18 protein-coding genes, 2 pseudogenes and 2 riboswitches are annotated in these 24,666 nt (G+C 46.2%); of the genes and pseudogenes, 6 read left to right on the top strand and 14 right to left on the bottom strand.

Annotated features, from left to right (window positions below; translation table 11 throughout):
• Positions 1 to 2 precede the first annotated feature (2 nt).
• From RH45_RS03060 to RH45_RS03025, 8 genes are all read right to left on the bottom strand, one after another.
• Positions 3 to 1,061, bottom strand: a complete 1,059-nt coding sequence (locus tag RH45_RS03060; RefSeq protein ID WP_008073698.1) for a tetratricopeptide repeat protein — start codon at positions 1,059 to 1,061, stop codon at positions 3 to 5.
• 3 nt (positions 1,062 to 1,064) lie between these two features.
• Positions 1,065 to 1,904, bottom strand: a complete 840-nt coding sequence (locus RH45_RS03055) for an ExeA family protein (protein WP_008073697.1) — start codon at positions 1,902 to 1,904, stop codon at positions 1,065 to 1,067.
• 4 nt (positions 1,905 to 1,908) lie between these two features.
• The gene (gene mshL / locus RH45_RS03050; protein ID WP_008073695.1) at positions 1,909 to 3,543 is read right to left on the bottom strand and encodes a pilus (MSHA type) biogenesis protein MshL; all 1,635 of its coding nucleotides are present in this window, start codon (positions 3,541 to 3,543) and stop codon (positions 1,909 to 1,911) included.
• A 16-nt stretch (positions 3,544 to 3,559) separates the two neighbouring features.
• Positions 3,560 to 3,883 carry a hypothetical protein gene (locus tag RH45_RS03045; protein ID WP_008073694.1) on the bottom strand — a complete coding sequence of 108 codons (324 nt, stop codon included), beginning with the start codon at positions 3,881 to 3,883 and terminating at the stop codon, positions 3,560 to 3,562.
• Positions 3,876 to 4,526, bottom strand: a complete 651-nt coding sequence (gene gspM / locus RH45_RS03040; RefSeq protein WP_008073693.1) for a type II secretion system protein GspM — start codon at positions 4,524 to 4,526, stop codon at positions 3,876 to 3,878. The genes RH45_RS03045 and gspM overlap by 8 nt, the downstream gene beginning before the upstream one ends.
• Complete coding sequence (locus RH45_RS03035; RefSeq protein WP_008073692.1) at positions 4,523 to 5,962, bottom strand: type IV pilus biogenesis protein PilM; 1,440 nt, start codon at positions 5,960 to 5,962, stop codon at positions 4,523 to 4,525. The genes gspM and RH45_RS03035 overlap by 4 nt, the downstream gene beginning before the upstream one ends.
• A gap of 13 nt (positions 5,963 to 5,975) precedes the next feature.
• The gene (gene csrD / locus RH45_RS03030; RefSeq protein ID WP_008073691.1) at positions 5,976 to 7,970 is read right to left on the bottom strand and encodes an RNase E specificity factor CsrD; all 1,995 of its coding nucleotides are present in this window, start codon (positions 7,968 to 7,970) and stop codon (positions 5,976 to 5,978) included.
• A gap of 153 nt (positions 7,971 to 8,123) precedes the next feature.
• Complete coding sequence (locus RH45_RS03025) at positions 8,124 to 8,663, bottom strand: single-stranded DNA-binding protein (RefSeq protein ID WP_008073689.1); 540 nt, start codon at positions 8,661 to 8,663, stop codon at positions 8,124 to 8,126.
• A 275-nt stretch (positions 8,664 to 8,938) separates the two neighbouring features.
• Here RH45_RS03025 and RH45_RS03020 point away from each other — a divergent pair, with 275 nt between their 5' ends.
• From RH45_RS03020 to RH45_RS03005, 4 genes and pseudogenes are all read left to right on the top strand, one after another.
• Positions 8,939 to 9,583 (top strand): LuxR C-terminal-related transcriptional regulator, encoded by a 645-nt coding sequence (locus tag RH45_RS03020; RefSeq protein ID WP_008073678.1) that lies wholly within the window; start codon positions 8,939 to 8,941, stop codon positions 9,581 to 9,583.
• A 115-nt stretch (positions 9,584 to 9,698) separates the two neighbouring features.
• Entirely contained in the window at positions 9,699 to 10,574 is an 876-nt protein-coding gene (gene galU, locus RH45_RS03015) for a UTP--glucose-1-phosphate uridylyltransferase GalU (protein WP_008073677.1), read from the top strand.
• A gap of 132 nt (positions 10,575 to 10,706) precedes the next feature.
• Positions 10,707 to 13,530: pseudogene (gene uvrA / locus RH45_RS03010) on the top strand (excinuclease ABC subunit UvrA).
• Between the two features lie 69 nt (positions 13,531 to 13,599).
• Positions 13,600 to 15,328 (top strand): annotated as a pseudogene (locus RH45_RS03005) (PglL family O-oligosaccharyltransferase).
• 35 nt (positions 15,329 to 15,363) lie between these two features.
• On the opposite strand, the gene RH45_RS03000 reads toward RH45_RS03005, so the two are convergent.
• On the bottom strand, positions 15,364 to 16,485 hold the full coding sequence (locus RH45_RS03000; RefSeq protein ID WP_008073675.1) for a pyridoxal-phosphate-dependent aminotransferase family protein: 1,122 nt from the start codon (positions 16,483 to 16,485) through the stop codon (positions 15,364 to 15,366).
• Between the two features lie 228 nt (positions 16,486 to 16,713).
• Positions 16,714 to 16,891: riboswitch (Lysine riboswitch) on the top strand.
• 109 nt (positions 16,892 to 17,000) lie between these two features.
• On the opposite strand from RH45_RS03000, the gene lysC reads away from it, so the two are divergent.
• Positions 17,001 to 18,353 (top strand): lysine-sensitive aspartokinase 3, encoded by a 1,353-nt coding sequence (gene lysC / locus RH45_RS02995; RefSeq protein ID WP_008073672.1) that lies wholly within the window; start codon positions 17,001 to 17,003, stop codon positions 18,351 to 18,353.
• 85 nt (positions 18,354 to 18,438) lie between these two features.
• Here the strand turns inward: lysC and pmbA are convergent, their stop codons facing one another.
• A complete protein-coding gene (pmbA, locus tag RH45_RS02990; protein WP_008073671.1) occupies positions 18,439 to 19,782 on the bottom strand; it encodes a metalloprotease PmbA in 1,344 nt (447 codons plus the stop codon).
• A gap of 109 nt (positions 19,783 to 19,891) precedes the next feature.
• Here pmbA and yjgA point away from each other — a divergent pair, with 109 nt between their 5' ends.
• The gene (gene yjgA, locus RH45_RS02985; RefSeq protein ID WP_008073670.1) at positions 19,892 to 20,419 is read left to right on the top strand and encodes a ribosome biogenesis factor YjgA; all 528 of its coding nucleotides are present in this window, start codon (positions 19,892 to 19,894) and stop codon (positions 20,417 to 20,419) included.
• Between the two features lie 90 nt (positions 20,420 to 20,509).
• On the opposite strand, the gene thiQ is transcribed toward yjgA, so the two are convergent.
• The 4 genes from thiQ to RH45_RS02965 form a co-directional block, all read right to left on the bottom strand.
• Complete coding sequence (thiQ, locus tag RH45_RS02980) at positions 20,510 to 21,214, bottom strand: thiamine ABC transporter ATP-binding protein (RefSeq protein ID WP_008073669.1); 705 nt, start codon at positions 21,212 to 21,214, stop codon at positions 20,510 to 20,512.
• The gene (gene thiP, locus RH45_RS02975; RefSeq protein WP_008073668.1) at positions 21,198 to 22,802 is read right to left on the bottom strand and encodes a thiamine/thiamine pyrophosphate ABC transporter permease ThiP; all 1,605 of its coding nucleotides are present in this window, start codon (positions 22,800 to 22,802) and stop codon (positions 21,198 to 21,200) included. The genes thiQ and thiP overlap by 17 nt, the downstream gene beginning before the upstream one ends.
• A gap of 9 nt (positions 22,803 to 22,811) precedes the next feature.
• Positions 22,812 to 23,819, bottom strand: coding sequence for a thiamine ABC transporter substrate binding subunit (gene thiB / locus RH45_RS02970; protein WP_008073667.1), 1,008 nt, complete (start codon positions 23,817 to 23,819; stop codon positions 22,812 to 22,814).
• A 53-nt stretch (positions 23,820 to 23,872) separates the two neighbouring features.
• Positions 23,873 to 23,993: riboswitch (TPP riboswitch) on the bottom strand.
• A gap of 40 nt (positions 23,994 to 24,033) precedes the next feature.
• The gene (locus RH45_RS02965) at positions 24,034 to 24,660 is read right to left on the bottom strand and encodes a flavin prenyltransferase UbiX (RefSeq protein ID WP_008073666.1); all 627 of its coding nucleotides are present in this window, start codon (positions 24,658 to 24,660) and stop codon (positions 24,034 to 24,036) included.
• Positions 24,661 to 24,666: the final 6 nt, after the last annotated feature.

Below are 24,666 nucleotides of genomic sequence, written 5' to 3'. Positions count from 1 at the left end.
GTTTATTCTCCTATCTGCTCAATCAACACCAACCGATCACGAATGAATTGCTGTGATTGACCTGATAAGCCCAACCCTTCAAGCGCCTTCGTATAGGAAGCCTTGGCTTGCTCAAACTCCAAAGTTCGCTCTTGTTGAATCGCTAACCCTAACCACCATCGACCACTTTGTGGCTCAAGCTCAACTAACTTTTGATAACTTCCTAGCGCAATCGCATTCTGATCATTTTTTTGCGCCAAGACACCTCGTAAGGACAAGTACTCAACGGTTGGCTGGGTAGGCATCGCAGACAGCACACTCAATGCAGCCTGCGTTCGCTGCTCTTTCATCAGGAGCTTTGCCAAAGACATTCGCAGCGTAACGTTATCTGGCTGAAGGCTAATCCCTTTTTGCAACAGTTCAAAAGACTTACGCGCCTCCCCTTTCCCATAGTAAAGCGCAGACAGTTTTTGACGTACTTGAATGTTGCTTGGAGTATACCTTAGAGCCTCGCGATACTGTTCAAGCGCAAGTTTTAGATTATTGTTATCTAACGCCTTTTGGGCTTTTTTCTCTGCTCGCTCAGACAATTGCTCAGCAGAGAGCTCGACCTGCTCAACAACCATGCCTCCAACTTCAGCTGTTGGGGTAGGCGTTACTTTAGCCAACAACACTGGCTTGCTGGGCTCTGGTTGTTCGGTCTTGGTTGGGTTAACAATTGCCTGCTCCTCTTCGAGGGTTGAGCTCTGGCTGATGTTCGGCAAGGGTGGCTCTGATGTTTTTGGGTAAATGACACCAGTTTGAGAGGCAACCTTGGAGGTCGGTGACTCAGACGTCGTACTCTCTGAAATCACAGTTCCTTGGCTCGGCAAATGAGAGATAGCGGTGGTGAAAGACTGCTGGCCCGGAGCTTGAGAGGAAACTGCCCAACCTCCAACCGCTAGGCTGAGAGAGAAAGTCCCAACAACCCAAGGTAATACAGCTCGTTGCTTAACAGGTGCAATTTTCGCAGGTGTCAATGCGGTGATAGACGTTGAACTTTTGTTAACTAGCTCAGACAGCGCTCGATTAATTTCACTCATTGTTCAACTCCATCCCCAAAACACGGGGCGCTTAAATCGCGGTTTTTTACTGTCATAGGTGTCATGTATTGCATTGTAGAGATCACCATTACCAACGGTCTTTGAACCCTGACTACAGGCTGAAATCAACGCTTTGTGACCAATTTGATTAATCAATCTAGGAATTCCTTTACTCGCCTGCCAAATGGCTTTCTTTTGATTGAAAGTCATCAATTCGCAGCTTGCGCCCGATTTTTCGAATCGACTATCGATATAACCAACGGCTTCATCAAGATGTAGCTGCCGAATGTATGCGCTGAAGGTAATTCGTTGCCTTAATTGACGCATATGATGCTGTCGCAATCGCTTCTCCAACTCTGGCTGCCCGATCAAAACAATTTGCAGTAACTTGCGTTCCTCTGTTTCTAAATTGCCAAACAGGCGTAATACTTCGAGCGCATCGTCACTCAGAGCCTGGGCTTCATCAACAAATACCACGACTTGCTTGCCCGATTTCGCTAGTTCGACCAAGCGTCGATGAATAAGCTCAACCAGTGCCACCCTGTCGCCCGTTTGGATATCCAGTTCGGCAGCAACGGAAGCCCGAAGCTCATCTCCACTTAAGGCAGGGTTGGGTAGGTACACCAGCTTTACGTGTTCGGGTAAAAGATTCACCATCATGCGACACACCATGGTTTTCCCTGTCCCCACTTCGCCGATGACCTTTACGATCCCCTCTCCTAATTCCAGAGCAGAGTGTACGGTTTGAATCGCCTCGTAATGTGGTTTCAAACCAAGAAAAAGATCCGTGCTCGGAGTCAAACTAAACGGCAACCGATGAAACCCAAAATGTTCCAAATACATCTATTTACTGCTCGTCAGGGAACCACTCTAAAAGCAAATCACGTGAACGCTCTAACTCTTTCTGCCAAGTGTTGACCCCAACCACTGTTGGCTTTAATAAAATGACCAGCTCTGTCTTTTGTGTCAGTTTAGTGGTGTTGCGGAATAGATGACCCAGAGCAGGAACATCGCCTAAAAAGGGGACTTTCGATACTTGGTCAATGGTATTCGATTTCATTAAGCCACCGATCACCACCACATCTCCATCTTGTGCTCGAATCACAGAATCTGATTCACGAATAGAGCTGCGCGCAAGAGGAAGCGTGATTCGGGTATCGCCAAAGCCAATTTCTTTTACTTGCTCGTCAACATCGATTACTGCTGGATGGACGTGCAATAACACATTACCTTGATCATCAATTTGCGGGGTTACATCTAGCGAAATACCAGAAAAGAACGGGGTTAATTCTACTTCAGGTGAAGGCTCTGAGTTATCGCCGCTGCCGACTACACTTGATAGATCAGTAACATAGTACTCATCCGTCCCCACTTTAATGACGGCTTTTTGGTTATTGGATGCCGTAACTCTTGGGCTAGAAAGAACATTGAGATCGCCTTGGGTCGCCATAAAACTCAGCACCGCATCAAAGCTGCCGCTGGATATAACTAAATTCGTTTGTCCACCCAATAATGTGCCAATCGCATCAAGCCCTGGTAGCACCGCAGGAAGGATATCACCATTACCATCTTTGACGATCGAGCCTTGGCCAATGCTGTAGTTAGTGCCATTCGAGCTAAAGGCTTTCGACCAATTGATGCCTTGCTGATAACCATCGCTCAGGGTCACTTCGAGGATTTTCGCCTCAAGAATCACCTGACGTTGCATCCGCTGTTGAGATACGCCTAAAAATTCACGCACTTCGCGCACTTCGTCCGGGTAAGCACGCACAGTGATCACACTCGCTTGAGGGGTAACGACGACACTTTGCCCACTACCAGAGCCGATCAATTGCGCGACTGCCGCTTGCAATTGCGGCCAGAAATCGCTTTCGCTGGTGGTTTCTATCTCTGTGCCACCGTTAGAGGAACTAGAGCTGGAAGAACTAGAACTCGAGTCATCTGAGTCAGAAGAGCTAGAGTCCGAATTAGTGATTGTACCGGTTGAAATCGACGTCAATGAGCGACCCGAGCGTTTAAATTGCAGGTAATCGACCGGAATGGTCACGGTGCGTAACCCCGCAGGGAACACTTGAATCACATTACCATTTTTGACCACATCATAACCGTACATATCGCGGACGACATTCAGCACCTCATCCATCGAGACATCGGTTAAATTTAATGTTATCGAACCGCTCACATCTGGGTGTATCGCGGCGCTAAACTCTGTCCCTTTCACTAAGCTGGCAAAAAAGGTTTTTGCCGCCACACCGTTCGCTTGAATACGAAAACGCTTAACCGTATCAATAGAAGCTAAGTTATCTGCAGCCAATTCCGGCATCAAATCAGCTTCAACAGAAGGGGGGAGCTGTTCTAAGCTACGGCTATTGGCTTCATTGATCGCTTCATTTAATGAGTTTTTGGCTTCAACTGGGTCTCTGTGACCCATGGAACACCCCATTAGTGATGCAATCATGACAGCTACAACGAGTTTGCGCATATTATCCCTAACTACCTTACTGTTTAATATCCATAGAGAAGAGTTCTAATTGCCACTGTTTGCCTCCACGAGACAAAACAACTCTTTCAGACTCAATTTTATTTATCTTATACCCAGCGACACGCTCTCCTGCCACCCGCACTTGGTTATTGATCACCGCTTTACAACTTAAAGCATCAATACAAACAATGCTTTGTAACTTAGGCAATGGCTGGGAGATCCGTTTTTTAGTCGGCTGCGTTTGCTCCGGCTTCACCCAATTCAGCGGTGCAGTTGGATCTTGAGAAGCCCAGCTCACGGTTGATATGGTCAGCATAAGAAAAAACAAAGTTCTAACCACCGATAAACTCCTCACTCGTGCCTAGGGTATACACTTCAAGTTTCAAACGTGCTTTCGGGTACTCTTCAACTTGATAAGAAAAGCTGCGCCAATAATATTTAACAGGCATCTCTTCCAGCGTTTCTAAATAGCGCACAATATCGAAATAGCTTCCCGTCAATTCAATACTAACCGGGTGAATGTAATAACCGGAATAATCAGACTGCGTTTGCTCACGAATGATTGGCTCAGCACGTTTCGACTCTAGTGAAATCAACTTTAATTGCTTTGAACCTGCCAGTACGCCTTCAAGCAAATTCGCCATCTCACTAGGTGATATCAGGTTTTCAATCACTTTAGCCAGCTCTTCGGAAAGCAATTGGCTCTCCGTAACCAACCGCTTGTACTTTTGATTGATATCTTGATCCGGGTCTTTATTCAGCTTTGCCGTCATGAGTAACACATCGGCTTCAAGGCGTTGCGTATTAAGTTTAGACGAAGATATTTGTTGTTTTGACTGACTATTTGCCAAGTAAGCGGGCTCTACCAATAAGGTAAATAACCCTAGAACGATCGCGACAAAACCACATAAAGTGACTAACCACTTTTCTCGCGCAGACAACTGCTCAAATTTGCTGCTTAGGGTTTGCCATTGTTGCCTCACTTGACGCTCTCCTTAGTTTTGAGTTCGAAAGTAATTACATCTTGCTCATTACGACCAATTTGTAATTTATCAAAGGCGCGGCCAACCAAATCAAGCTCGCTCTTAAACTGACTGACCCAATTAGGTATGACTTGAGGCTCACGTGCCAATCCTTTTAAATCAAGGCGGTTCGCATCTATAAATATGGAGTTCAATGAAATATCGCTGCGGCCAAGCTTAGCTAAGGAGCGCATAACTCCCGAATAGCCAATCTGTTGTGAGTCATCATATTCACTGACGGCATCCAGGGAACGTCGCTTAGCATCAATTTCTTGCTCTAGTCGGTTTACCGCTGCTACTTTTGCGGGGCTAGGTTTATGTTTGGCCAAACGCTGTGTCAAGGTTTCCATCTGCTTACGAAACTCCGTTTCTTGGGAGCGCAATAAGCTTAATTCTTCAGAGAGGCTAGCTTGTTGAACATTGAACCAAGCAAAACACGCGAGAAGCGTAAGGGCGGACAAGCTCCATACCAGAACCACATTCTTAAGCGAAAAGTACTCTTTGCGTGGTTTAAGAGATTCAGGGAATAAGTTTACGCCGCCTTCAGCAACCAATGAGGCACTTCGCAAAAGTACGGTTCCGGAGTCGAGGTCATGCTCTGAAAGTGGTGTGACGCCAACACTCAAACGTTCCGATAACGCGTGTGCGACTTCCGTTTGCTGCTCTTCATCGCAGCACACTTTCATTTGGTGGATTGAGGTGCCACGCAGTTGCGACGATAAATAATCGATGGATCGCTGTAGTTCAAGCGCCAGACCATCCAACTGCAAAGCACTGCTCGCCACCCCAGTCAAAGGAGCGACTACACCCCGAATCGTCCGTTGAAACGCTGACTGACCATCGACATAGGCACTCACTTTAAATTGCCCTTGCTTACTGCGTTGTAGCAACAAAAACTGCGACAGTTCCCCAGCAGAATGCGCCCAAACTTCATCTTCAACCAATACCTTGTTCAGTTGGAGGTTTCGCTTAGTAAGCAGCTCATTTAGGCCTGTAACGATACTTTTCGTAACCACAAAAACTTGCAGTTTGTTGCCACTCGGCAACAGGCTAGCGTCAGCAATAATATCGCTAACTCGCTCAGTGATGAGGTCTTTGACCAAGAAAGGAAGTGCGCTCGCCAGTTCATCCTCTGGAATGGCGGGTTTATCGATTTGATAAGTCTGGTACAAACCAGAATGCAAGACTACATCAACCGCAATATCAGATACGCCATGTTCGCTCAAAGTGCTCAGCAACACTTCTTGCCAAGCCCCTCCCTGAAAATCAGATTGTGGCGGCAGAGACACATCGGGCAATGAAGAAAAGAACAGTGCACTAGGTTGTACCACAACCGTCAACTGAGATGGTCGTGCGCTTCCTTGTTTAAACTTGCCAAGTAATGATTGTATGTTCATTTATTATGATTCTTCACCAGCGTTTTCTACGACCGATTTGTACTTTCTTACCACTCGTGGTGGGTTGACGAACGTGTTGTGGGATGATTTGTCGCTCAGGCGCGATATGCCTTCCTTGCACCCCGTTCACACCGAGATCAAGTACCGTTTTATGCTCTTGTTTATTATCGACACCCACGGCAACAACTTGAGTAGGCAAACCTTCACACGCGCCAAGTAAACTGCGTACGAACAACTGGTTTTCAGGCCGCTGGTCAATCTGTTTAACCAAACTACGATGCAATTTTAAGTAGTCTATTGGTAACTCTTTTAAGTAGTGAGTACTTACAATTGAGCGACCGGCTTGTCCGACCGCTACTTTACAACCTAGACCAGAAATCATTTTAGTAACAGGGCGCATGTAATCTAAGTGTTTAACTAAGCGGGCTTCAGCAAACTCAAAAATGAGCTGTTTTCTTTGTTCCGTTGAGAGTTGAAGTAACTCATCTCGGAACCATTTGAAATAACTGCGCTCTGCAAACGGTACAACATGCAGATTGATAGAGTAACATACTGAATCTTTAGAAACTTTTAAATAGTGCAGTACAGCACGCAGCACCGCTTTGTCTAAAACCATTTCATAACCAACCGATTCAATCGCCGAGTTGAAGCGTGACGCTTTGATTACCCCTTTTTCCGGATCATTGATTCTTGCAAACAGTTCATGATGATCCTGTTGATTGTCTTGCTGGGCATCCAGTTGATAACAAGGCTGAGCAAATATGTGTAGCTTGTCTGGTTTGACAACTTGATCAAACAAGGTTCTCCAACGGACACTGCCTCGTTCGTCTTCTGTACCTAAGTGCTTCTGGAAACGGCTCCAAGTGTTGTTGCCTTGTAACTGAGCGCTTTTCAAAGCAGTTTCAGCTTCGTCAATAATTCTCCCCTGACTTTCTCCTTCACGGTACATGCTGACCCCAATATGTACCCAACTATCCATATCGAGAATATCCGGTGGTGTTAATCGCACTAACTGCTTAATACAGTTAGCTGCAATGCTCGACACCTCTTTGCTGGAAAGACTTGGCGCAAAAATAGCAAAATCAGAACTGTAGTAGCGCGATAAAATCACATCGGGATAACGTTGAATCACCGCGCTAAGCGCATCACCAACTTCAACTAAAAAGTCATTGGCGGCTCGTTTACCAAACTCTTCTTTTAGCTGAGTCCAATCATCAATACGAATCACCAGCACACCACCATGTGAGCCACTCTCTGACAGGGCAGATTCTAACTTGCTGTCAAACAAAACGCGGTTGGCTGTCCCGGTTAATTGATCAAGAAAAGTCTGACTGCGAATAAAGGTATCAAACCGGCTGCGTTCTTGGCGCGCATCTTGAAGTTCTTCAATTAGCAAATCCAACGCTTCACTGGCTGTATAGGGCCACTCTTTGATATCCCCCTTGGCATACTCTTCCACCCTACCTGCCAGAATCATGCGCCCACGCTCTTCCAATAGCTCAGAACCAATAAGTTGCTCCTTAAGCCATTTAACACCGCGCATTAGGCAGAAAATAATCAGTATGACGGCTAACGTGATCGACCAAAGCGCCTGCATCGAATAGCCATATCCTATGTAGGGAGGCACCGCTTTAAAACGGATTTTGTAGCCATCATTGCGCTCTAGGGTGTATTCGACCTCATAGAGTAACGCAGGATCGACTTTCGATGAGGTATCTTTGAATCGATAGATGGTGCCATAACTTGAAGCAAGCTCCATTTCAACAATGCTCGATGCCTGAAGCATTTTCGGCATCCACCGCTGCATTGAATAAGCCGCATCGGGATCTTCCATTTCCCTATCTACAACGTTAACAATCCCTTGTAGTGAATGATCGAGATACTCTTGACCTAACCGCTTGAATGACAGTGTGCCCCCTAAAAACAGGATGAACATCGCTATAATGACGATCATAGTAACGAACGCGACTAAGCGAGTACTAAGTTTTAAGGTAGGGGTATACCTCATATAGATAGAATTCCTTTTCTAAAGTGCGGGGTAGAAATATAAGACTGCCACAGATACGCTTTCATTCTGGTGAACATATGTGACAAAGTATTTGATTACTCTAACTATATAAAAAAGCCGCGAAAATCGCGGCTTTTTTTCAACTCAGATATCTTAGAATGGGATGTCGTCGTCAAAATCCATCGGCGGTTCATTGTACTGAGGCTGCGCTTGCTGCTGCGGTTGCGAGTACTGCTGTTGCTGCTGAGGTTGGCTTTGTTGCTGCGCAGGCTGCTGAGGCTGTCCCCAACCTTGTTGCTGTTGCGGCTGTCCCATACTTTGACCTGGAGCTCCGCCTTGAGCGCGACCACCAAGCATCTGCATGACGCCATTGAAGCCTTGAACTACCACTTCTGTCGTGTAACGGTCTTGACCACTTTGATCTTGCCACTTGCGAGTTTGAAGTTGACCTTCAACATACACTTGAGAGCCTTTACGTAGGTATTCGCCCGCAACTTCAGCCAATTTACCAAACAGAGCAACACGGTGCCATTCTGTTTTCTCGCGCTGTTCGCCAGTCGCTTTATCGCGCCACGATTCAGACGTCGCGATTGTAATGTTAGCGACTGCGCCACCACTCGGCATGTAACGAACTTCCGGATCTGAGCCCAGATTACCGACTAAAATAACTTTGTTTACTCCACGGCTAGCCATGTTTCGCTCCGTCTAAAATTTGAGTGTTAATTAAGTAGCCCAATAGCATACCACGCTTTGCGGTTGGGACAAATTCCTCCCCTCATAATCTCCCTTAGAGCGAGCTCCGCCATCGCTTCGAAAAAAACTTTTCGAGAAAAATCAAAACTTTCTTTTGGTGAGTAATAAGTTAATTACGCATACGTATGAAACAGGGCACAACCTTCCAACCTTAACTCGCGCGTACTGTAAAAATGCTCCAAGCTAATAGCAATCAAGTAGAGGAGTAAATATTCATGAAGAACAGCTATGCTCGAACCATTCACTTTTTATGTGAAGATAAAACAATGACTCATCCAGTCGTGCATAACATTGAGCAGAACCTGCAAATCGAGATCCCTTACATAGAACCCGATGATCTAATGATGGCGTTACAGCGCAATAAACATAAAATCTTAATGGTTGATTACCGTGATTACACTCGCATTAATAACAAGATTAGACAGTTGCCACTCACCAACAAAGTATTTGAAAACATCATTATTAACGTCGAATCTCGTTTGACCACCGATGAAGTTCTGCACTTTGGTCACTTAAAAGGGCTGTTTTATGACCATGAACCCATAGATGAGATAAGCAAAGGCTGCAGCGAAATCATAAATGGTGAAAACTGGTTACCGAGAAAAGTGGCCGCTCAATTACTTTATCATTATCGTAATATTGTAGAGGTACAATCGACACCCGCGACGGTCGATCTCACTACTCGAGAAATTCATATTCTGCGCAGTCTAATGACAGGTGCATCTAACAGCCAAATAGCGGAAGAGCAGTTCATCAGTGAATTCACCGTCAAGTCACACCTTTATCAAATTTTCAAAAAATTGTGCGTGAAGAACCGCGTTCAAGCCAGTGCTTGGGCAAGGCAGAACCTACTGTCTTAATTTTAATACGTTAACCTAAGATGTGAACTTTGTAGAATTTGTCTGACTTACTTCAGGCAGTAAAGCATGTTATCGTCGCTTTCAAATCGACACATAATAACTAATAGGGTTTAACATGATTAAGAAGTGCCTTTTCCCGGCAGCTGGCTACGGTACCCGTTTTTTACCTGCAACCAAGTCAATGCCAAAAGAGATGATGCCTGTAGTAAACAAGCCATTAATTGAATACGGCGTAGAAGAAGCCATTCAAGCAGGTATGGACGGTATGTGTATCGTTACTGGACGTGGCAAACATTCGATCATGGATCACTTCGATAAAAACTACGAACTAGAGCATCAAATTAGCGGCACGAACAAAGAAGAGCTGCTGGTTGATATTCGCGATATTATTGAAAGCGCGAACTTCACTTATATTCGCCAACGTGAAATGAAAGGCCTTGGTCATGCGATCTTGACTGGACGTGAACTGATTGGTGACGAGCCATTCGCAGTGGTTCTTGCTGATGACCTTTGTGTCAACGAGCAAGAAGGTGTACTGGCGCAGATGAAAACGCTATTTAACCAGTTCCGCTGTTCAATCGTTGCAGTACAAGAAGTACCAGAAGATGAAACCCACAAGTACGGTGTCATCTCTGGTGAAATGCTCAAAGATGGCATCTACCGTGTTGATGACATGGTTGAAAAGCCAGAGCCGGGCACAGCACCAAGTAACTTGGCGATCATTGGTCGCTACCTGCTGACACCAGATATCTTTGGCCTCATTGAAGAGACAGAGCCGGGTAAAGGTGGTGAGATCCAAATTACGGATGCGCTGCTCAAACAAGCACAGAAAGGCTGCGTGATTGCATACAAGTTCAAAGGTAAACGCTTTGACTGTGGTAGTGTTGAAGGTTACATCGAAGCAACCAATTACTGCTTTGAAAACCTTTACCTAAAAGATTCGAAAAAGTCGGAACTTGGTAAACAAAAGACCACTAAAGAAATAAAATAATCACATTTATTTTTCTCACAAGGCAGCTCAATGAGCTGCCTTTTTATTACTGTTTTTTTATCCAGTATTTCTTTGCACATTTGTCACACTGTGTAATACTTAGCCCACTTAAATTTGCACAGAGTGATGAGAATGGATCAGATTGAAGTCCGCGGTGCCCGCACCCATAACCTGAAGAACATCAACGTAACCATCCCTAGAGATAAATTAATTGTAATCACTGGCTTATCAGGCTCAGGGAAATCATCACTCGCCTTTGATACTTTATACGCTGAGGGGCAACGTCGCTACGTTGAGTCCCTTTCTGCTTATGCTCGCCAATTTTTATCCTTAATGGAAAAACCCGATGTTGACCACATCGAAGGGCTTTCACCTGCTATCTCCATTGAGCAAAAGTCGACCTCTCACAACCCTCGCTCGACTGTCGGTACGATTACCGAAGTATATGATTATTTACGTCTTCTTTATGCCCGTGTTGGCGAACCACGCTGTCCTGAACATCATGTACCTCTCACCGCGCAGACCATTTCGCAGATGGTAGACAAGGTGCTAGAACTACCGCAAGGTTCAAAAATGATGCTCTTGGCTCCAATTGTGAAAGAGCGTAAAGGCGAGCATGTAAAAACCCTAGAAAACCTTGCAGCACAAGGTTTTATTCGCGCACGTATCGATGGGGAAACGTGTGATCTCTCTGATCCACCAACGCTAGAACTGCATAAAAAGCACACCATCGAGGTTGTGGTCGACCGCTTCAAAGTACGTGAAGATCTGCAACAACGTTTAGCTGAGTCTTTCGAAACCACATTAGAACTGTCTGGTGGCATTGCTGTCGTTGCGGGTATGGAAGGCGATCAAGAAGAGATCGTATTTTCCGCTAACTTCGCCTGTCCTCACTGTGGCTACAGTATGCAAGAGCTTGAACCTAGGCTGTTCTCATTCAACAACCCAGCGGGCGCTTGCCACACGTGTGATGGATTAGGCGTACAGCAATATTTCGATCCTGCGCGAGTGATCGTCGATGACTCTCTTAGTCTTGCTGCTGGAGCAATTCGTGGTTGGGATCAAAAAAACTACTACTATTTCCAAATGCTTACCTCGCTGTCAGAGCATTATGGCTTCGATCTTCACGCGCCATTTAAATCTCTTAGTAAGAAAACCCGCGATATCATTCTTACGGGCTCTGGGCGCACAGAGATAGAGTTTAAGTACATCAATGATCGTGGTGACATAAGAGTTAAGCGTCACCCTTTTGAGGGGATTCTCAATACCCTAGAAAGACGCTACAGAGACACAGAATCCAACGCCGTTCGCGAAGATCTTGCTAAATACATTTCGACGAAGAGCTGCTCAAGCTGTGATGGTAGCCGCCTGCGCCTAGAGGCGCGTAATGTTTTCATTGGCGATACAACCCTACCTGAGATCGTTGAGCTCAGCATCGCTGATGCACTCGATTTTTTTGCATCCTTGCAGCTTGAAGGTCAGCGTGCGCAAATTGCTGAGAAGGTAATGAAAGAGATCAATGACCGACTGCAGTTTCTGGTTAATGTCGGTTTGAACTACTTGAATTTATCTCGCAGTGCCGAAACCTTATCCGGTGGTGAAGCGCAACGAATTCGCTTAGCCAGTCAGATTGGTGCTGGACTTGTGGGCGTTATGTATGTTCTGGATGAGCCTTCAATTGGTTTGCATCAACGTGACAACGAGCGCCTACTGAAGACACTGACTCACTTGCGTGACTTAGGTAATACCGTACTGGTTGTTGAGCATGATGAAGATGCGATTCGAATCGCGGATCATGTGATTGATATTGGCCCGGGCGCTGGGGTGCACGGTGGCAGTGTGGTTGCAGAAGGCACCATGAAAGAGATCCTTGCGAACCCCGACTCTTTGACTGGCCAGTACCTGAGTGGCACGAAAGAGATTGTGGTCCCTCAAACGAGAACGGAAAAAGACAAGAAGAAGGTGGTAGAACTTATTGGGGCTACCGGTAACAATCTAAAGGACGTAACCTTAGAAATACCAGTCGGCCTATTTAGCTGTATCACTGGTGTATCTGGTTCAGGTAAATCAACGTTAATCAACGATACCTTTTTTTAAGATTGCCCACACCCAACTCAATGGCGCCACAACAGCAACACCAGCACCGTATAAAAAAATCAATGGCCTTGAGCATTTCGATAAGGTGATCGATATCGATCAAAGTCCAATCGGCCGAACACCTCGCTCTAATCCAGCAACTTACACGGGTATTTTTACGCCTATACGGGAGCTGTTTGCTGGTACTCAGGAATCGCGTTCACGAGGTTACAAACCTGGGCGATTCAGCTTTAATGTTCGTGGGGGTCGATGCGAAGCGTGTCAAGGTGATGGTGTAATTAAGGTAGAAATGCACTTTTTACCTGACGTGTATGTGCCATGTGATGTCTGTAAAGGTAAACGTTACAACCGAGAAACACTGGAAGTGCGCTACAAAGGAAAGACCATTGACGAAGTTCTGGAAATGACCGTCGAAGATGCACGCGAGTTTTTTGATCCCGTACCAGTCATCGCACGCAAGTTACAAACGCTTATGGATGTTGGCTTGTCGTATATACGCCTTGGCCAAGCGGCTACCACCTTATCTGGCGGGGAAGCACAACGCGTTAAGTTGGCCAGAGAACTTTCTAAACGCGACACTGGCAAAACTCTGTATATTCTTGATGAACCTACAACCGGGTTGCATTTCCATGATATTCAGCAGTTGCTCACTGTACTGCATAGATTACGTGACCACGGCAATACTGTTGTGGTTATTGAGCACAATCTCGATGTCATCAAAACCGCTGACTGGATTGTCGACTTAGGACCGGAAGGGGGTCAAGGTGGCGGTGAAATCATAGCTCAAGGCACACCAGAAGATGTGGCATTGGTCGAAGGTTCGCACACAGCGCGATTCCTTAAGCCTATGTTAAAATAGCATTTAATAGTAAAGTATCCAGACCAGTGCGACTAACCACTGGTCTTTTTCTATTAGGACCTATTCACCATGGCTACCACACACGTTTCGGGCACTAAGCTAGAACCAGCAGCTCCTAGATTGCCTTTGACAAGGCCTTTTTTAGCGGCCTTCGGTTTTGTCTTTATCATCGCCATGCACTTTTTTATGCCCAATCCAGGAGGATCAGGGTTAGCGCTTTCTTTTAACCCTACCACTTGGCTGGCGATCAGTGTTGCAATCGCAATTGGTCTTTATCAGATTGGTGCACAAGGACATCTGCGTTACAACAAGCTCACCATAGGTTTTTTGGTTTGCTGTACACTACTGACTTTACCGATACTCTACCCAGCCTCAAACATCAGCTTGTCTATAGCCAAGATCACTGCACTTTGGACGGGGTACACCCTATTTGTTGTGTTGCAACAATTCCGGTTTAGTAACAAACAGAAGCAGCGCTTATTGTGGTTTATCGTTATTGCGGTCGCTATTGAAACAACATTTGGTTGGGTGCAGTACCTTTATTTAGAGCCTGGCAACCCATTCGGCTACAACACAGTGAGCAATCGCCCCTACGGTATTTTCCAGCAACCGAATGTTATGGCGAGTTTTCTCGCCACAGGGTTAGCGATATCTGGTTATTTATTAGCTCGTCAGCCGATAAAGTATCAATCGAAGTTAAGTGATGTTGCTCTGCTCTATGTCATACCAGCGTACACACTGCCTTTATTGATCATCTTAGGCTCGCGAACTGGCTGGCTATCAACACTATTAGCCGTAGTTTTCATTATCCCGTATCTTATTCGACACGCTACTCGAAAAAGAATGATTGGCTGGATCGCTTCCTTAGCGTTAGGGGTTGGATTGGGTTTCGCGCTTTCTCAAAGTAATGCAAACAACCCAGAAAGCTTTTCCGCTCTATCCAAACAGAATATCAACCTTGAGAGTCCGCGACAGTACCATATCCCACAAGCGCTTGATATGCTGATCGAGAAGCCATTTACAGGCTATGGTTACGGACGCTTTGAAGCTGAATATATTGTCTATACCGCAAGGCAGCATCAATTAAACAGTAACTACCATCCTGGCTTTCCTTCTCTGGATCACCCACATAATGAACTGCTCTACTGGGGTGTGGAAGGGGGATTAGTCCCGATATTAGCCATTTTCATGGCGGTAGTTTTAGTGTTAGTTCGAATCTATCAAGGTAAGAAAGGCACTCGTTTAGCACTGTTTGGCTTGTTTGTTCCAATCGTGATCCACTCGCAGTTGGAATACCCGTTTTACCATTCGGCGATTCACTGGATAATCTTTGTAACCCTGCTCTATTGGGTTGATCAAAGAGCCAACGCTTATCGCTCAGTCTCAATCAGCTTTTTATATGCTAAGCGCCTTACATACCAACTACATCCTCACTCAGTTTGAGAAATCTCAACCCAAAGATCCTGACATTCTTAATCAAGTGTCTAACCCTATCGCGTGGCAGGATCGCTATGACTGGGATATCTACAGTACCTATTTGAACATCGGGCTATACAAACACGATAGCAAGTTTATTGAACCGTACATTGCTTGGTCGCTGAACATAATTAAAGACAAACCAAGACCTGCTTTTTATAACAACTTAATCTTGGCCTATCAAGGAGTTGGCGATGAGGAAAAAGCAGAGCAGATCCGAAGTGAGGCTCAGTTTTTATTTCCGAAGCACGATTTTTCAAACGTGCAGTACATCCCCCCTAACATTGATGCTCTTAACCACACCCCAGAGACTAGCAAGTAAAATTAAGGCGACCATTTGGTCGCCCTAATGTTAGTTTACTGCGTCAAGGATTCTTCTAAAGCACGTAAACAAAGTGCGACATTTTCTGCTCTAGCGCCATACCCCATAAGGCCAATTCGCCAAGCTTTGCCAGCAAGCGCCCCTAAGCCAGCACCAATTTCTAAGTTGTAAGTTTGCAATAGGTGGCTACGTACTTTCGCGTCATCGACACCGGATGGAATGTAAATCGCGTTAAGCTGAGGTAAACGTGAAGATTCCTCAACAACGAACTCAAAACCGAGCTTTTCTAGCCCCAGCTTGAGTTTGTCATGCATACCTCTGTGGCGCTGCCAAGCGTTTTCCAAGCCTTCATTTTTCAAAATAAGCAAGGACTCGTGCAGCGCGTATAGGCTGTTAACTGGCGCTGTGTGATGGTAACTACGCTTCCCTTCACCGCTCCAGTACCCAAGGACTAAGCTCTGATCCAAAAACCAACTCTGTACCGGCGTCTTTCTCGCCTGAATCTTCGCTATCGCCGCCTGAGATAACGTTACTGGAGACAAGCCAGGCACACAGGACAAACACTTCTGGCTCCCCGAATACACCGCATCCAATTGCCACTCATCTACTTTAAGAGGTACTCCCCCTAACGAGGTTACAGCATCAACAATGGTTAACACATCGTGCTGTTTCGCAAGATGGCCTAATGCCTGAGCATCACTACAGGCCCCTGTGGACGTCTCTGCATGGACAAATGCTAGTATTTTGGCATCTGGATGAGCTTGCAAAGCTTGCTCAACTTTATCGATTGAAACTGGTGCTCCCCATTCATCATCGACCAATACAGCGATACCACCAGCACGAACAACGTTTTCACGCATACGTTCACCAAACACACCATTGCGGCAGACGATCACTTTATCACCCGGCTCAATCAAGTTAACAAAACAGGTCTCCATGCCTGCACTGCCAGGTGCCGAGACCGCAATCGTAAACTCATTTTCCGTTTGAAATGCGTATTTAAGTAACTGCTTTAATTCATCCATCATTTTAATAAACAGAGGATCAAGGTGACCAACAGTAGGACGACTCAAAGCTTGCAGTACTTGAGGGGAAATATCGGATGGGCCTGGCCCCATTAAAATACGGTGTGGGGGAATAAAACTTTGAATCGTCATTGGCAGCTCCTTTATCGGGGTATTCTAATCATTGTGTTTTTACTTCCTCACTCCACCTTAATTGAATTCAACTAAGGCGGCAATTAGCCCAAAGTATTGAGGTCAAACCAGTGTCACAAGTTTGTTAATTTCCCCATAAGATAAAGTTACAAATTCTCGTTGACATTGGTCACATAAAAACGTTCAATGCTGGATAGGTGGCGAATATTTATGCCACGCAACTTTATTTGTTGCAGAAGAGGAGCATTGCCCAGGTAGGTGTGTTGTGGAGCCACAATTCCAATACCATACACTGAGGGGGAGCAATGCCGAGGTAAATCGAAATTGTGGTTTTGATTTGTCGGTTGACTTGGGTTGATTCCCATCAACTGTCATCAGCACTGTCTGATGGTGAGCTTCTGAGGTATACCTAACATATACAAACCTCTCTTTCGCTCATTCTCTCTTCAAGCAAACATCGGATGTTGAGTCTCTGTACTCAGTTTTATTTTCAGGAAGTCGTGGGAGAAAATGCCGTGAGCAATTTCAATGTTGCTAAATTTGGTGGAACTAGCGTTGCAAACTTTGAAGCAATGAGTCGCTGTGCCGCTATCATCGAAGCCAATCCAAATACCAAATTAGTCGTGAGCAGCGCGTGTTCGGGAGTCACTAATCTGTTAGTTGAACTCGCTAATGGCGTTCAAGATCAGCACCGTCGTAGTGAGATTCTGAGTCAGTTAGCGGATATACACAACGCCATCCTAGACCAGCTAGAGAGCCCCACTCAGGCCGCGAGCGAGGTGTACACCATATTAGATACCGTGACCACTTTGGCAGAAGCAGCTTCTATTCAAGCCAGCACAAAACTAACCGATCACTTGGTTGCCTGTGGTGAGCTGATGTCTACCCACATCCTCACTCAACTAATGAAAGAGCGAGGAATCCCCGCCACTCGATTTGATATCCGTGAGGTGTTGCGTACAGACGATGCCTTCGGCAAAGCAGAGCCTGAACTTGGCACCATCAGTCAACTCGCGTCACAGAGCCTAGCTCCCCTGTGCCAAGACTATGTCGTTATCACTCAAGGCTTTATTGGTGCTGATGCGCAAGGAAATACAACCACACTTGGCCGCGGTGGCAGCGACTACAGCGCCGCTCTCATTGCAGAAGCAGTGAAGGCATCCGGACTGGAGATTTGGACGGACGTTCCTGGCATTTACACCACAGATCCTCGCATTGCACCGAAGGCGTCCCCTATCGCAGAAATCAGTTTCAGTGAAGCGTCTGAAATGGCCAACTTTGGTGCTAAGATCCTTCATCCCTCGACCTTAATACCAGCTCTACGCCACGATATTCCTGTATTTGTCGGCTCATCGAAAGAACCAGAAAAGGGGGGCACTTGGATCCGTCATCAAGTTGAAAGCTCTCCACTATTTAGAGCGCTGGCTTTGCGCTGCAACCAAACGATGGTCACGCTGCGTAGTGAGAACATGTTTCATGCATACGGCTTTTTAGCACGAGTATTCGAAATTCTTGCCAAACATAAGATCTCGGTCGATCTGATTACGACCTCTGAAATCAGTGTCTCGCTCACTCTAGACCAAACAGACACTTCAGGTGGAGCACCACAACTACCACAAGCCGCCAGAGCAGAGCTTGAAGAACTTTGTCGCGTAGAAGTCGAACATAACCTTTGTCTAGTTGCCCTTATCGGTAACAACATGAGTGAAAGTAAAGGCTACGCAAAACAAGTATTTGGTACGCTAGAAGACTTTAACTTACGCATGATTTGCTACGGCGCGAGTCCTCATAACCTGTGCTTTTTGCTTCATGAGTCAGTCTCAAAACAAGCCATTCAGAAACTACACACTGAGCTGTTTGAAAAGTAATTACCGAAAAACGAAAGGGTTGGCACATCATGCCAACCCTTTTTAAATACAGCGATTACTCACTTGCTAAACTGGGTCCAAGCCGTTATTCACCCGCGATTTTCAACGACTCTAGTAAGATGGAGCCAGTCTGGATTTGAGAGCGAGTTTCAACATCACTACCCACAGCCACAATCTGATTGAAGATCTCTTTAAGATTACCCGCAATGGTGATCTCTGACACTGGGTACTGGATCTGACCATTTTCAACCCAGAAGCCTGCCGCACCACGAGAATAATCCCCTGTCACGATGTTTACGCCTTGACCCATGGTCTCGGTTACCAATAAGCCTGTTCCCAACTCTTTCAACATTTGTTCGAAACTCTGACCCGTTGATTGCACATACCAGTTGTGGATACCACCAGCATGGCCTGTTGGCGTCATGTCCATTTTACGTGCGGCGTAACTGGTAAGCAGGTAAGTCGCGAGAACACCATCGGTGATGATTTCTCGGTCTTGGGTAAAGACCCCTTCACTATCAAATGGGCTAGATGCTAAACCACGAAGTACATGTGGCTTCTCGTGGATATTGAACCAATCAGGTAATACTTGTTCGCCAAGTTTATCCAGTAAGAAAGAAGACTTGCGATACAAGTTACCGCCACTGATCGCCATCACTAAGTGACCAATCAACCCAGTCGCTACATCAGCAGCAAACATCACAGGGTACTGACCAGTCTTCAATTTCTGCGCATCAAGACGACTGATTGTCTTCTCAGCCGCTTTTAGGCCAACAGTTTCAGGGGCCAACAGGTCATCTTTATGACGAGCGAGGGTGTAATCATAATCACGCTCCATTTCACCATTATTTCCCTGACCAATCACACAACAACTGGTGCTGTGACGACTAGAAGCATAACTGGCTAGCAAGCCGTGGCTGTTGCCATACACTTTCAATCCATAATGGCTATCGTAGCTCGCACCATCACTCTGCTTGATCTTATCACTGAACGACAAGGCTTTTTGCTCAGCAGCGATAGCAACTTGAGCGGCGTAATCTGGATCAGGCGTATCAGGGTGGAACAGATCTAGATCAGGAATATCCTCAACCATGAGTTCTTTCGGTGCAGGGCCTGCACAAGGATCTTCTGAGGTGTATTGGGCAATATCGAGAGCGGCCAGAACTGTCTGCTGAATCGCCTTTTCACTTAAGTCGGACGTTGAGGCGCTACCTTTGCGTTGACCGCGATAAACCGTAATTCCCAATGCACCATCACTATTGAATTCGACGTTTTCCACTTCGCACATACGAGTTGAAACACTGAGTCCAGTGGTTTTGGTAATTGCGACTTCTGCGCCATCAGATTTCTCTGCCGCCATCTCTAATGCTTTAGCGACGGCCGCTTCTAGCTCAACTCGCTGTTGAGCAACTTGCTCTCTTACGTCCATATCAACTTAGTTCTAAAGGTTTGTTCCCTTTAGAATAACAAGAATTTCGCTTTCTCCCCATGATTCTTGTTAAAATAGAGAAATAGATGTTCAATTTAAGGCAGAAAAGATGGCCCGTAAGAATCAAAAAGCGCCATGGGAAGAGGAAGAAGAAATCATCTGGGTAAGTAAAACCGAGATGAAACGCGACATGGAAGAGCTGCAAAAACTGGGTGAAGAACTGGCAGAACTTAAACCCTCAGTACTAGAAAAATTTCCCCTGAGCGAAGATTTAGCGGAAGCGATTAAAGATGCGCAACGTTTTAAAAACGAGGCCCGTCGTCGCCAGCTTCAGTACATTGGTAAATTAATGCGTTTTGAAGATCCAGAGCCGCTACAAGCAGCTTTAGATAAAGTGCGTAACAAACACTCTCAAGCGACAGCAGAACTGCATAAGCTGGAGCAACTGAGAGATCGCATCGTAGAAGAAGGAGACAGTGCGATCGGTGATGCTATGGAGCTTTATCCAAATGCAGACCGTCAGCGCCTACGTCAACTTGCTCGCCAAGCAGCCAAAGAGAAAAAATCAGGTAAACCTGCGAAAGCATACCGCGAAATTTTCCAAGTACTAAAAGCGCTTAGCGAAGAAGAACAGTAACGATAAGTGCGAGGTATTTAAAAGGGTTGGCATTCTATGCCAACCCTTTATTTTACTTTCAAGAGCCTAATGGGCTACCCGTTAGCCCCATTATTCGCTAGCACGGACAAAGGCACTTAACGCTGAATTGGAATGGCGTGAAGAGAGCTGATTGATTCCGCCCGCAACTTCAACGTGACCTCCAGCCACAAAGATAAAATCGCTAGCGATTGCTTTTGCATCACTGATATGGTGCGTCACCATTAGCACCGTAATATCACGCTCATTGGCTAGGTTTGCCACCAATCCCAACATCTCTTCTCTCAAAATAGGATCCAACGCTGAAAAAGGTTCATCTAGCAACCAAACCGGATGAGGCTGAACAAAACATCGAGCCAGCGCAACCCTCTGCCTTTGCCCGCCAGATAGCTGTTCCGGCAGTCGGTCTAAATACTCATCAACGCCGACCTGCTTAGCTGCCAGCTCAACCTGTTTGCTCTGCGCTGCGGTCAGCTTCAATCCTGGGTGTAAGCCCAAACCTATATTCTGGCGCACAGTTAAATGTGCGAAGAGATTATGTTCTTGAAACAACATTGCAAAGGGCCGTTGATGAGGAGCTAGACCCACCAACTCTTGCCCATCTGAAGTGATCGACCCCTTCACTGGTTCGATAAAGCCAGCAACCAAAGCAAGCAGCGTCGATTTCCCCGCCCCACTTGGCCCCATAAGAGCGACAATTGAGCCTTGTTTCACCTCCACATCAAAATGAAACAACTCATTGTGGTAGTAATAATCGACTTTATTCAGTGTCAGCATACGTCACCTTCTTATTCACTTTGAACAAGGTTTCAATCAGAGTAAAACAGCCAATACTTAGCACCAATAAGGTCACAGACACCACAGCCGCAGCATCCATCTGATAGCTACCAAGTAGCTGAAAAAGATAGAGCGGCAAAGTACGAAACTCTTGACTGCCAAACAAGGCCACCGCGCTTAAATCGCCAATAGCGAACATAAAACTAATAGCAAACGCATGAGCAAGCGGCTTTTTCAACGCTGTCCATTCCACCACTTTGAAACGTTGCCAGCCTTTCATTCCCAAGCTGGCGCACACATATTGATACTGTTGTTCAATGTGCAGCATTGGCTGAGATAGGGTTTTAATTACATAAGGTAACCCCATCAGTGCATTGACTGCCACAACCACAAAAAACGCTAAGCTAAACACATCGGTAAACGAACGCAGAAGTAAGAAAAGCCCTGTCGAAATAACCAAACCGGGTGTCACCAAAATGATGGTGCCAATCAGCTCTATATGATCCGCTCGCTTCGCTTTATTGTTGAGACGCAAACGGCGGCTAGTCAGCAAAATCGCAACCCCAGCCATCAAAGCTAAAAGACTCGCAAACGTGGCGACTTTAATCGACGCCCAAAATGCAAGCCAGAAGCGACTGTCTCTGAGCACATTCAATACTTCCTTATTCAGTCCACTGAGTATCACCATAAGCAGAGGTGGAAGCACCAGTAAAATGGCTCCTCCAATCCAACTCCAATCCCAGCATTTCGCCAACCTAGAGTCTTTGGATAGATACCTATTACTTGCTTGAGAGCCACTAGCAACCGCCATGGGTTTCGCAAGGCGCTGAATGCTTAAGGCCATCACACCACATAACAACATCTGCCAGATAGCGAGCAAGGCCCCCGCTTGTAAGTCAAAATCGAACTTGATCGCCTGATAGATGGCCAATTCAATGGTGGTGGACTTAGGACCTCCGCCCAAAGCCATCACAGTCGCGAAACTGGTAAAGCAAAGCATAAAGACTAACCCACTTACGTGAGGCAGTTGCTGGCGTAAGCGCGGCCACTCTATCCAGCGAAATTTATCCCAATGCCCCATACCTAAATGCGCGCACAGCTTATGTTGCTCCTGAGGGATAGCATCGAGTGATTGCAGCAACAACCTTGTCGCATAAGGTAAGTTGAAAAAGACATGCGCAAGTAAAATGCCATTTAGGCCATAGATGGAGAAAGGTAACTTGCTGTCGAACCACTGGAACACATTCGCCATTAGACCGCTGTTACCATAGATGGCGAGTAAGCCAAATACCCCGACCAATACAGGAAGTACCAGCGTGGTAGCAAACAATTTTAGTAGCAGTTGTTTACCTAAGAACTGTCGCCGCGACAAAGCATGCGCGACAGGAATCGCAAGACCAACGCTGAGTATGGTCGACAGAGAAGATTGATAAAAACTAAACTTGGTCACATGACGGTAGTAAGGGTCATGCCAGATTTGGCTGATATTGAGCGCTTCTGCATTTATCATCAAAGCAGAGAGAGCAGAAATAACAAAGGCCGCGATAAATATCGCGACCCAAATACCAATGACGGGTGTCTTACGCAAGAGAGAGCCTTAGAAAGTCAACGCGCTTTGCCATTCACGAATCCAAGCCTTACGACTTTGCGCGACTTCATCAGCGCTAAAACTCAACGCTTGGCTAGGCACAGAAAGCGTTTCAAAACCTTTTGGCAGTTCAACATTGGTCACTGGGTACATCCAGTTACCGGTTGGCATCGCTGATTGGAACTCATCACTGAGGATAAAGCTCATAAATTCATCCGCCAGCTTGTCGTTGCTTGAACCTTTCACTTTAGCGGCCACTTCAACTTGAGTATAGTGGCCTTCAGTAAAGTCTGCCGCGGCGTACTTCGCATCGTTTTCGGCAATCAAATGGTAAGCAGGCGACGTGGTGTAAGACAGTACTAAATCAGACTCGCCTTCAAGGAACATAGAGTAAGCTTCAGACCAACCTTTCGTCACAGTCACCGTTTTCTTCGCCAGCTGTTTCCATGCTTGGCTAACATCATCACCGTAAACAGACTTCATCCATAACATCAGACCTTGGCCTGGCGTCGATGTACGCGGATCTTGATAGATCACTTTGAGGTCGTCGCGTGACTCTACCAACTCTTTTAAGCTTTTTGGCGGGTTCGCTAACTTGTCTTTATTGTAGACAAACGCAAAGTAACCAAAATCATACGGTACAAACGTCTTGTCACTCCAACCGTTTGGCAAAGTCACCGACGAAGTATCAACGCTATGTTCGGCCAAAAGGCCCGTTTTTTTCGCTTCAGCCATCAGGTTGTTGTCGAGACCAAGCACAACATCAGCTTTGCTGTTACCGCCTTCCAAACGCAAGCGGTTTAAGATAGAAACGCCATCATCAAGTGCGACAAAATTAATGTCACAACCACATTTGGCTTCGAAAGCTTTTTCAACAACCGGACCTGGGCCCCAATCTGCTGCAAATGAATCGTAGGTATACACCGTTAGCGTATTGTCTGCAGCAATGGCAGAGAATGATGAAAGTGTCGCTAGGGCGATAGCGCTTAAAGAAATGGTGCTTAGAGTGGTTTTCACTGCTCGCTCTCTCCTTGTGTGAGCGGCACAGGGTTTGAGGGAGGTATCTGACTGATAAATCCAAACTCAATTCCTACGCCAGCATTATCTGGTTCAGGTCCACGGGTCCCGACTTGGTGTCGATCTCAGCTTGAACCACTATAAGCAGGCTCAATAGCTCCCCGATGAGTAACGGCCAAATTGTAATAGTTATGAGACTCAATAGCTAGCGTGTCTATGAGTTGCGCTGATCGTACCCCCAACGTGGCACTAATCCTTGCTCGACCCCTAAGTGATCAAGAATGCGCGCCACCATAAAGTCTACCAGGTCATCAATTGATTTAGGTTGGTGATAGAATCCCGGCGCCGCAGGCATAATCGTGACGCCCATTTGCGACAACTTGTGCATGTTCTCTAAATGCAAGGTTGAAAACGGCGTCTCACGAACCACCAGCAGCAATTGGCCACGCTCTTTCATTACAACATCTGCCGCGCGCTCAATCAGGTTATCAGACATCCCATGAGCGATCGCCGCCACGCTGCCTGCCGAACAAGGACACACCACCATCTGCTTGGGAGCCGCCGAACCCGAGGCGACCGGGGAGAACCAATCATCCTTACCGCACACCATCAACTTGTCAGCATCACAGTTTAAGTGTTCAACCAAGGCTTGTTTTGCTGCTTCAGGGTTAGCCGATAACTTCAGACCATGCTCAGTCGCTAACACCACTCGCGCCGCTGATGAAATAAGCAGATAAACTTGATAATCAGCCGCAATCAGACACTCTAAAAGGCGCAATCCGTATGGCGCGCCAGAGGCACCAGTAAAGGCGAGAGTAATCGCTTGTTGTTTGTTGTTCATGCAGGT

The sequence above is a fragment of the Vibrio sinaloensis DSM 21326 genome (assembly GCF_000189275.1).
Classification (GTDB): domain Bacteria; phylum Pseudomonadota; class Gammaproteobacteria; order Enterobacterales; family Vibrionaceae; genus Vibrio; species Vibrio sinaloensis.
Note: the sequence above shows the minus strand (reverse complement) of the source record. Positions and strands in the feature narration are given on the sequence as shown.

What these genes read in the sequence shown, in the direction of transcription:
- RH45_RS03060 (WP_008073698.1), bottom strand. Translation starts at nt 1,061, where the DNA reads ATGAGTGAAATTAATCGAGCGCTGTCTGAGCTAGTTAACAAAAGTTCA.
- RH45_RS03055 (WP_008073697.1), bottom strand. Translation starts at nt 1,904, where the DNA reads ATGTATTTGGAACATTTTGGGTTTCATCGGTTGCCGTTTAGTTTGACT.
- mshL (WP_008073695.1), bottom strand. Translation starts at nt 3,543, where the DNA reads ATGCGCAAACTCGTTGTAGCTGTCATGATTGCATCACTAATGGGGTGT.
- RH45_RS03035 (WP_008073692.1), bottom strand. Translation starts at nt 5,962, where the DNA reads ATGAACATACAATCATTACTTGGCAAGTTTAAACAAGGAAGCGCACGA.
- csrD (WP_008073691.1), bottom strand. Translation starts at nt 7,970, where the DNA reads ATGAGGTATACCCCTACCTTAAAACTTAGTACTCGCTTAGTCGCGTTC.
- RH45_RS03025 (WP_008073689.1), bottom strand. Translation starts at nt 8,663, where the DNA reads ATGGCTAGCCGTGGAGTAAACAAAGTTATTTTAGTCGGTAATCTGGGC.
- RH45_RS03020 (WP_008073678.1), top strand. Translation starts at nt 8,939, where the DNA reads ATGAAGAACAGCTATGCTCGAACCATTCACTTTTTATGTGAAGATAAA.
- galU (WP_008073677.1), top strand. Translation starts at nt 9,699, where the DNA reads ATGATTAAGAAGTGCCTTTTCCCGGCAGCTGGCTACGGTACCCGTTTT.
- RH45_RS03000 (WP_008073675.1), bottom strand. Translation starts at nt 16,485, where the DNA reads ATGACGATTCAAAGTTTTATTCCCCCACACCGTATTTTAATGGGGCCA.
- pmbA (WP_008073671.1), bottom strand. Translation starts at nt 19,782, where the DNA reads ATGGACGTAAGAGAGCAAGTTGCTCAACAGCGAGTTGAGCTAGAAGCG.
- yjgA (WP_008073670.1), top strand. Translation starts at nt 19,892, where the DNA reads ATGGCCCGTAAGAATCAAAAAGCGCCATGGGAAGAGGAAGAAGAAATC.
- thiQ (WP_008073669.1), bottom strand. Translation starts at nt 21,214, where the DNA reads ATGCTGACACTGAATAAAGTCGATTATTACTACCACAATGAGTTGTTT.
- RH45_RS02965 (WP_008073666.1), bottom strand. Translation starts at nt 24,660, where the DNA reads ATGAACAACAAACAACAAGCGATTACTCTCGCCTTTACTGGTGCCTCT.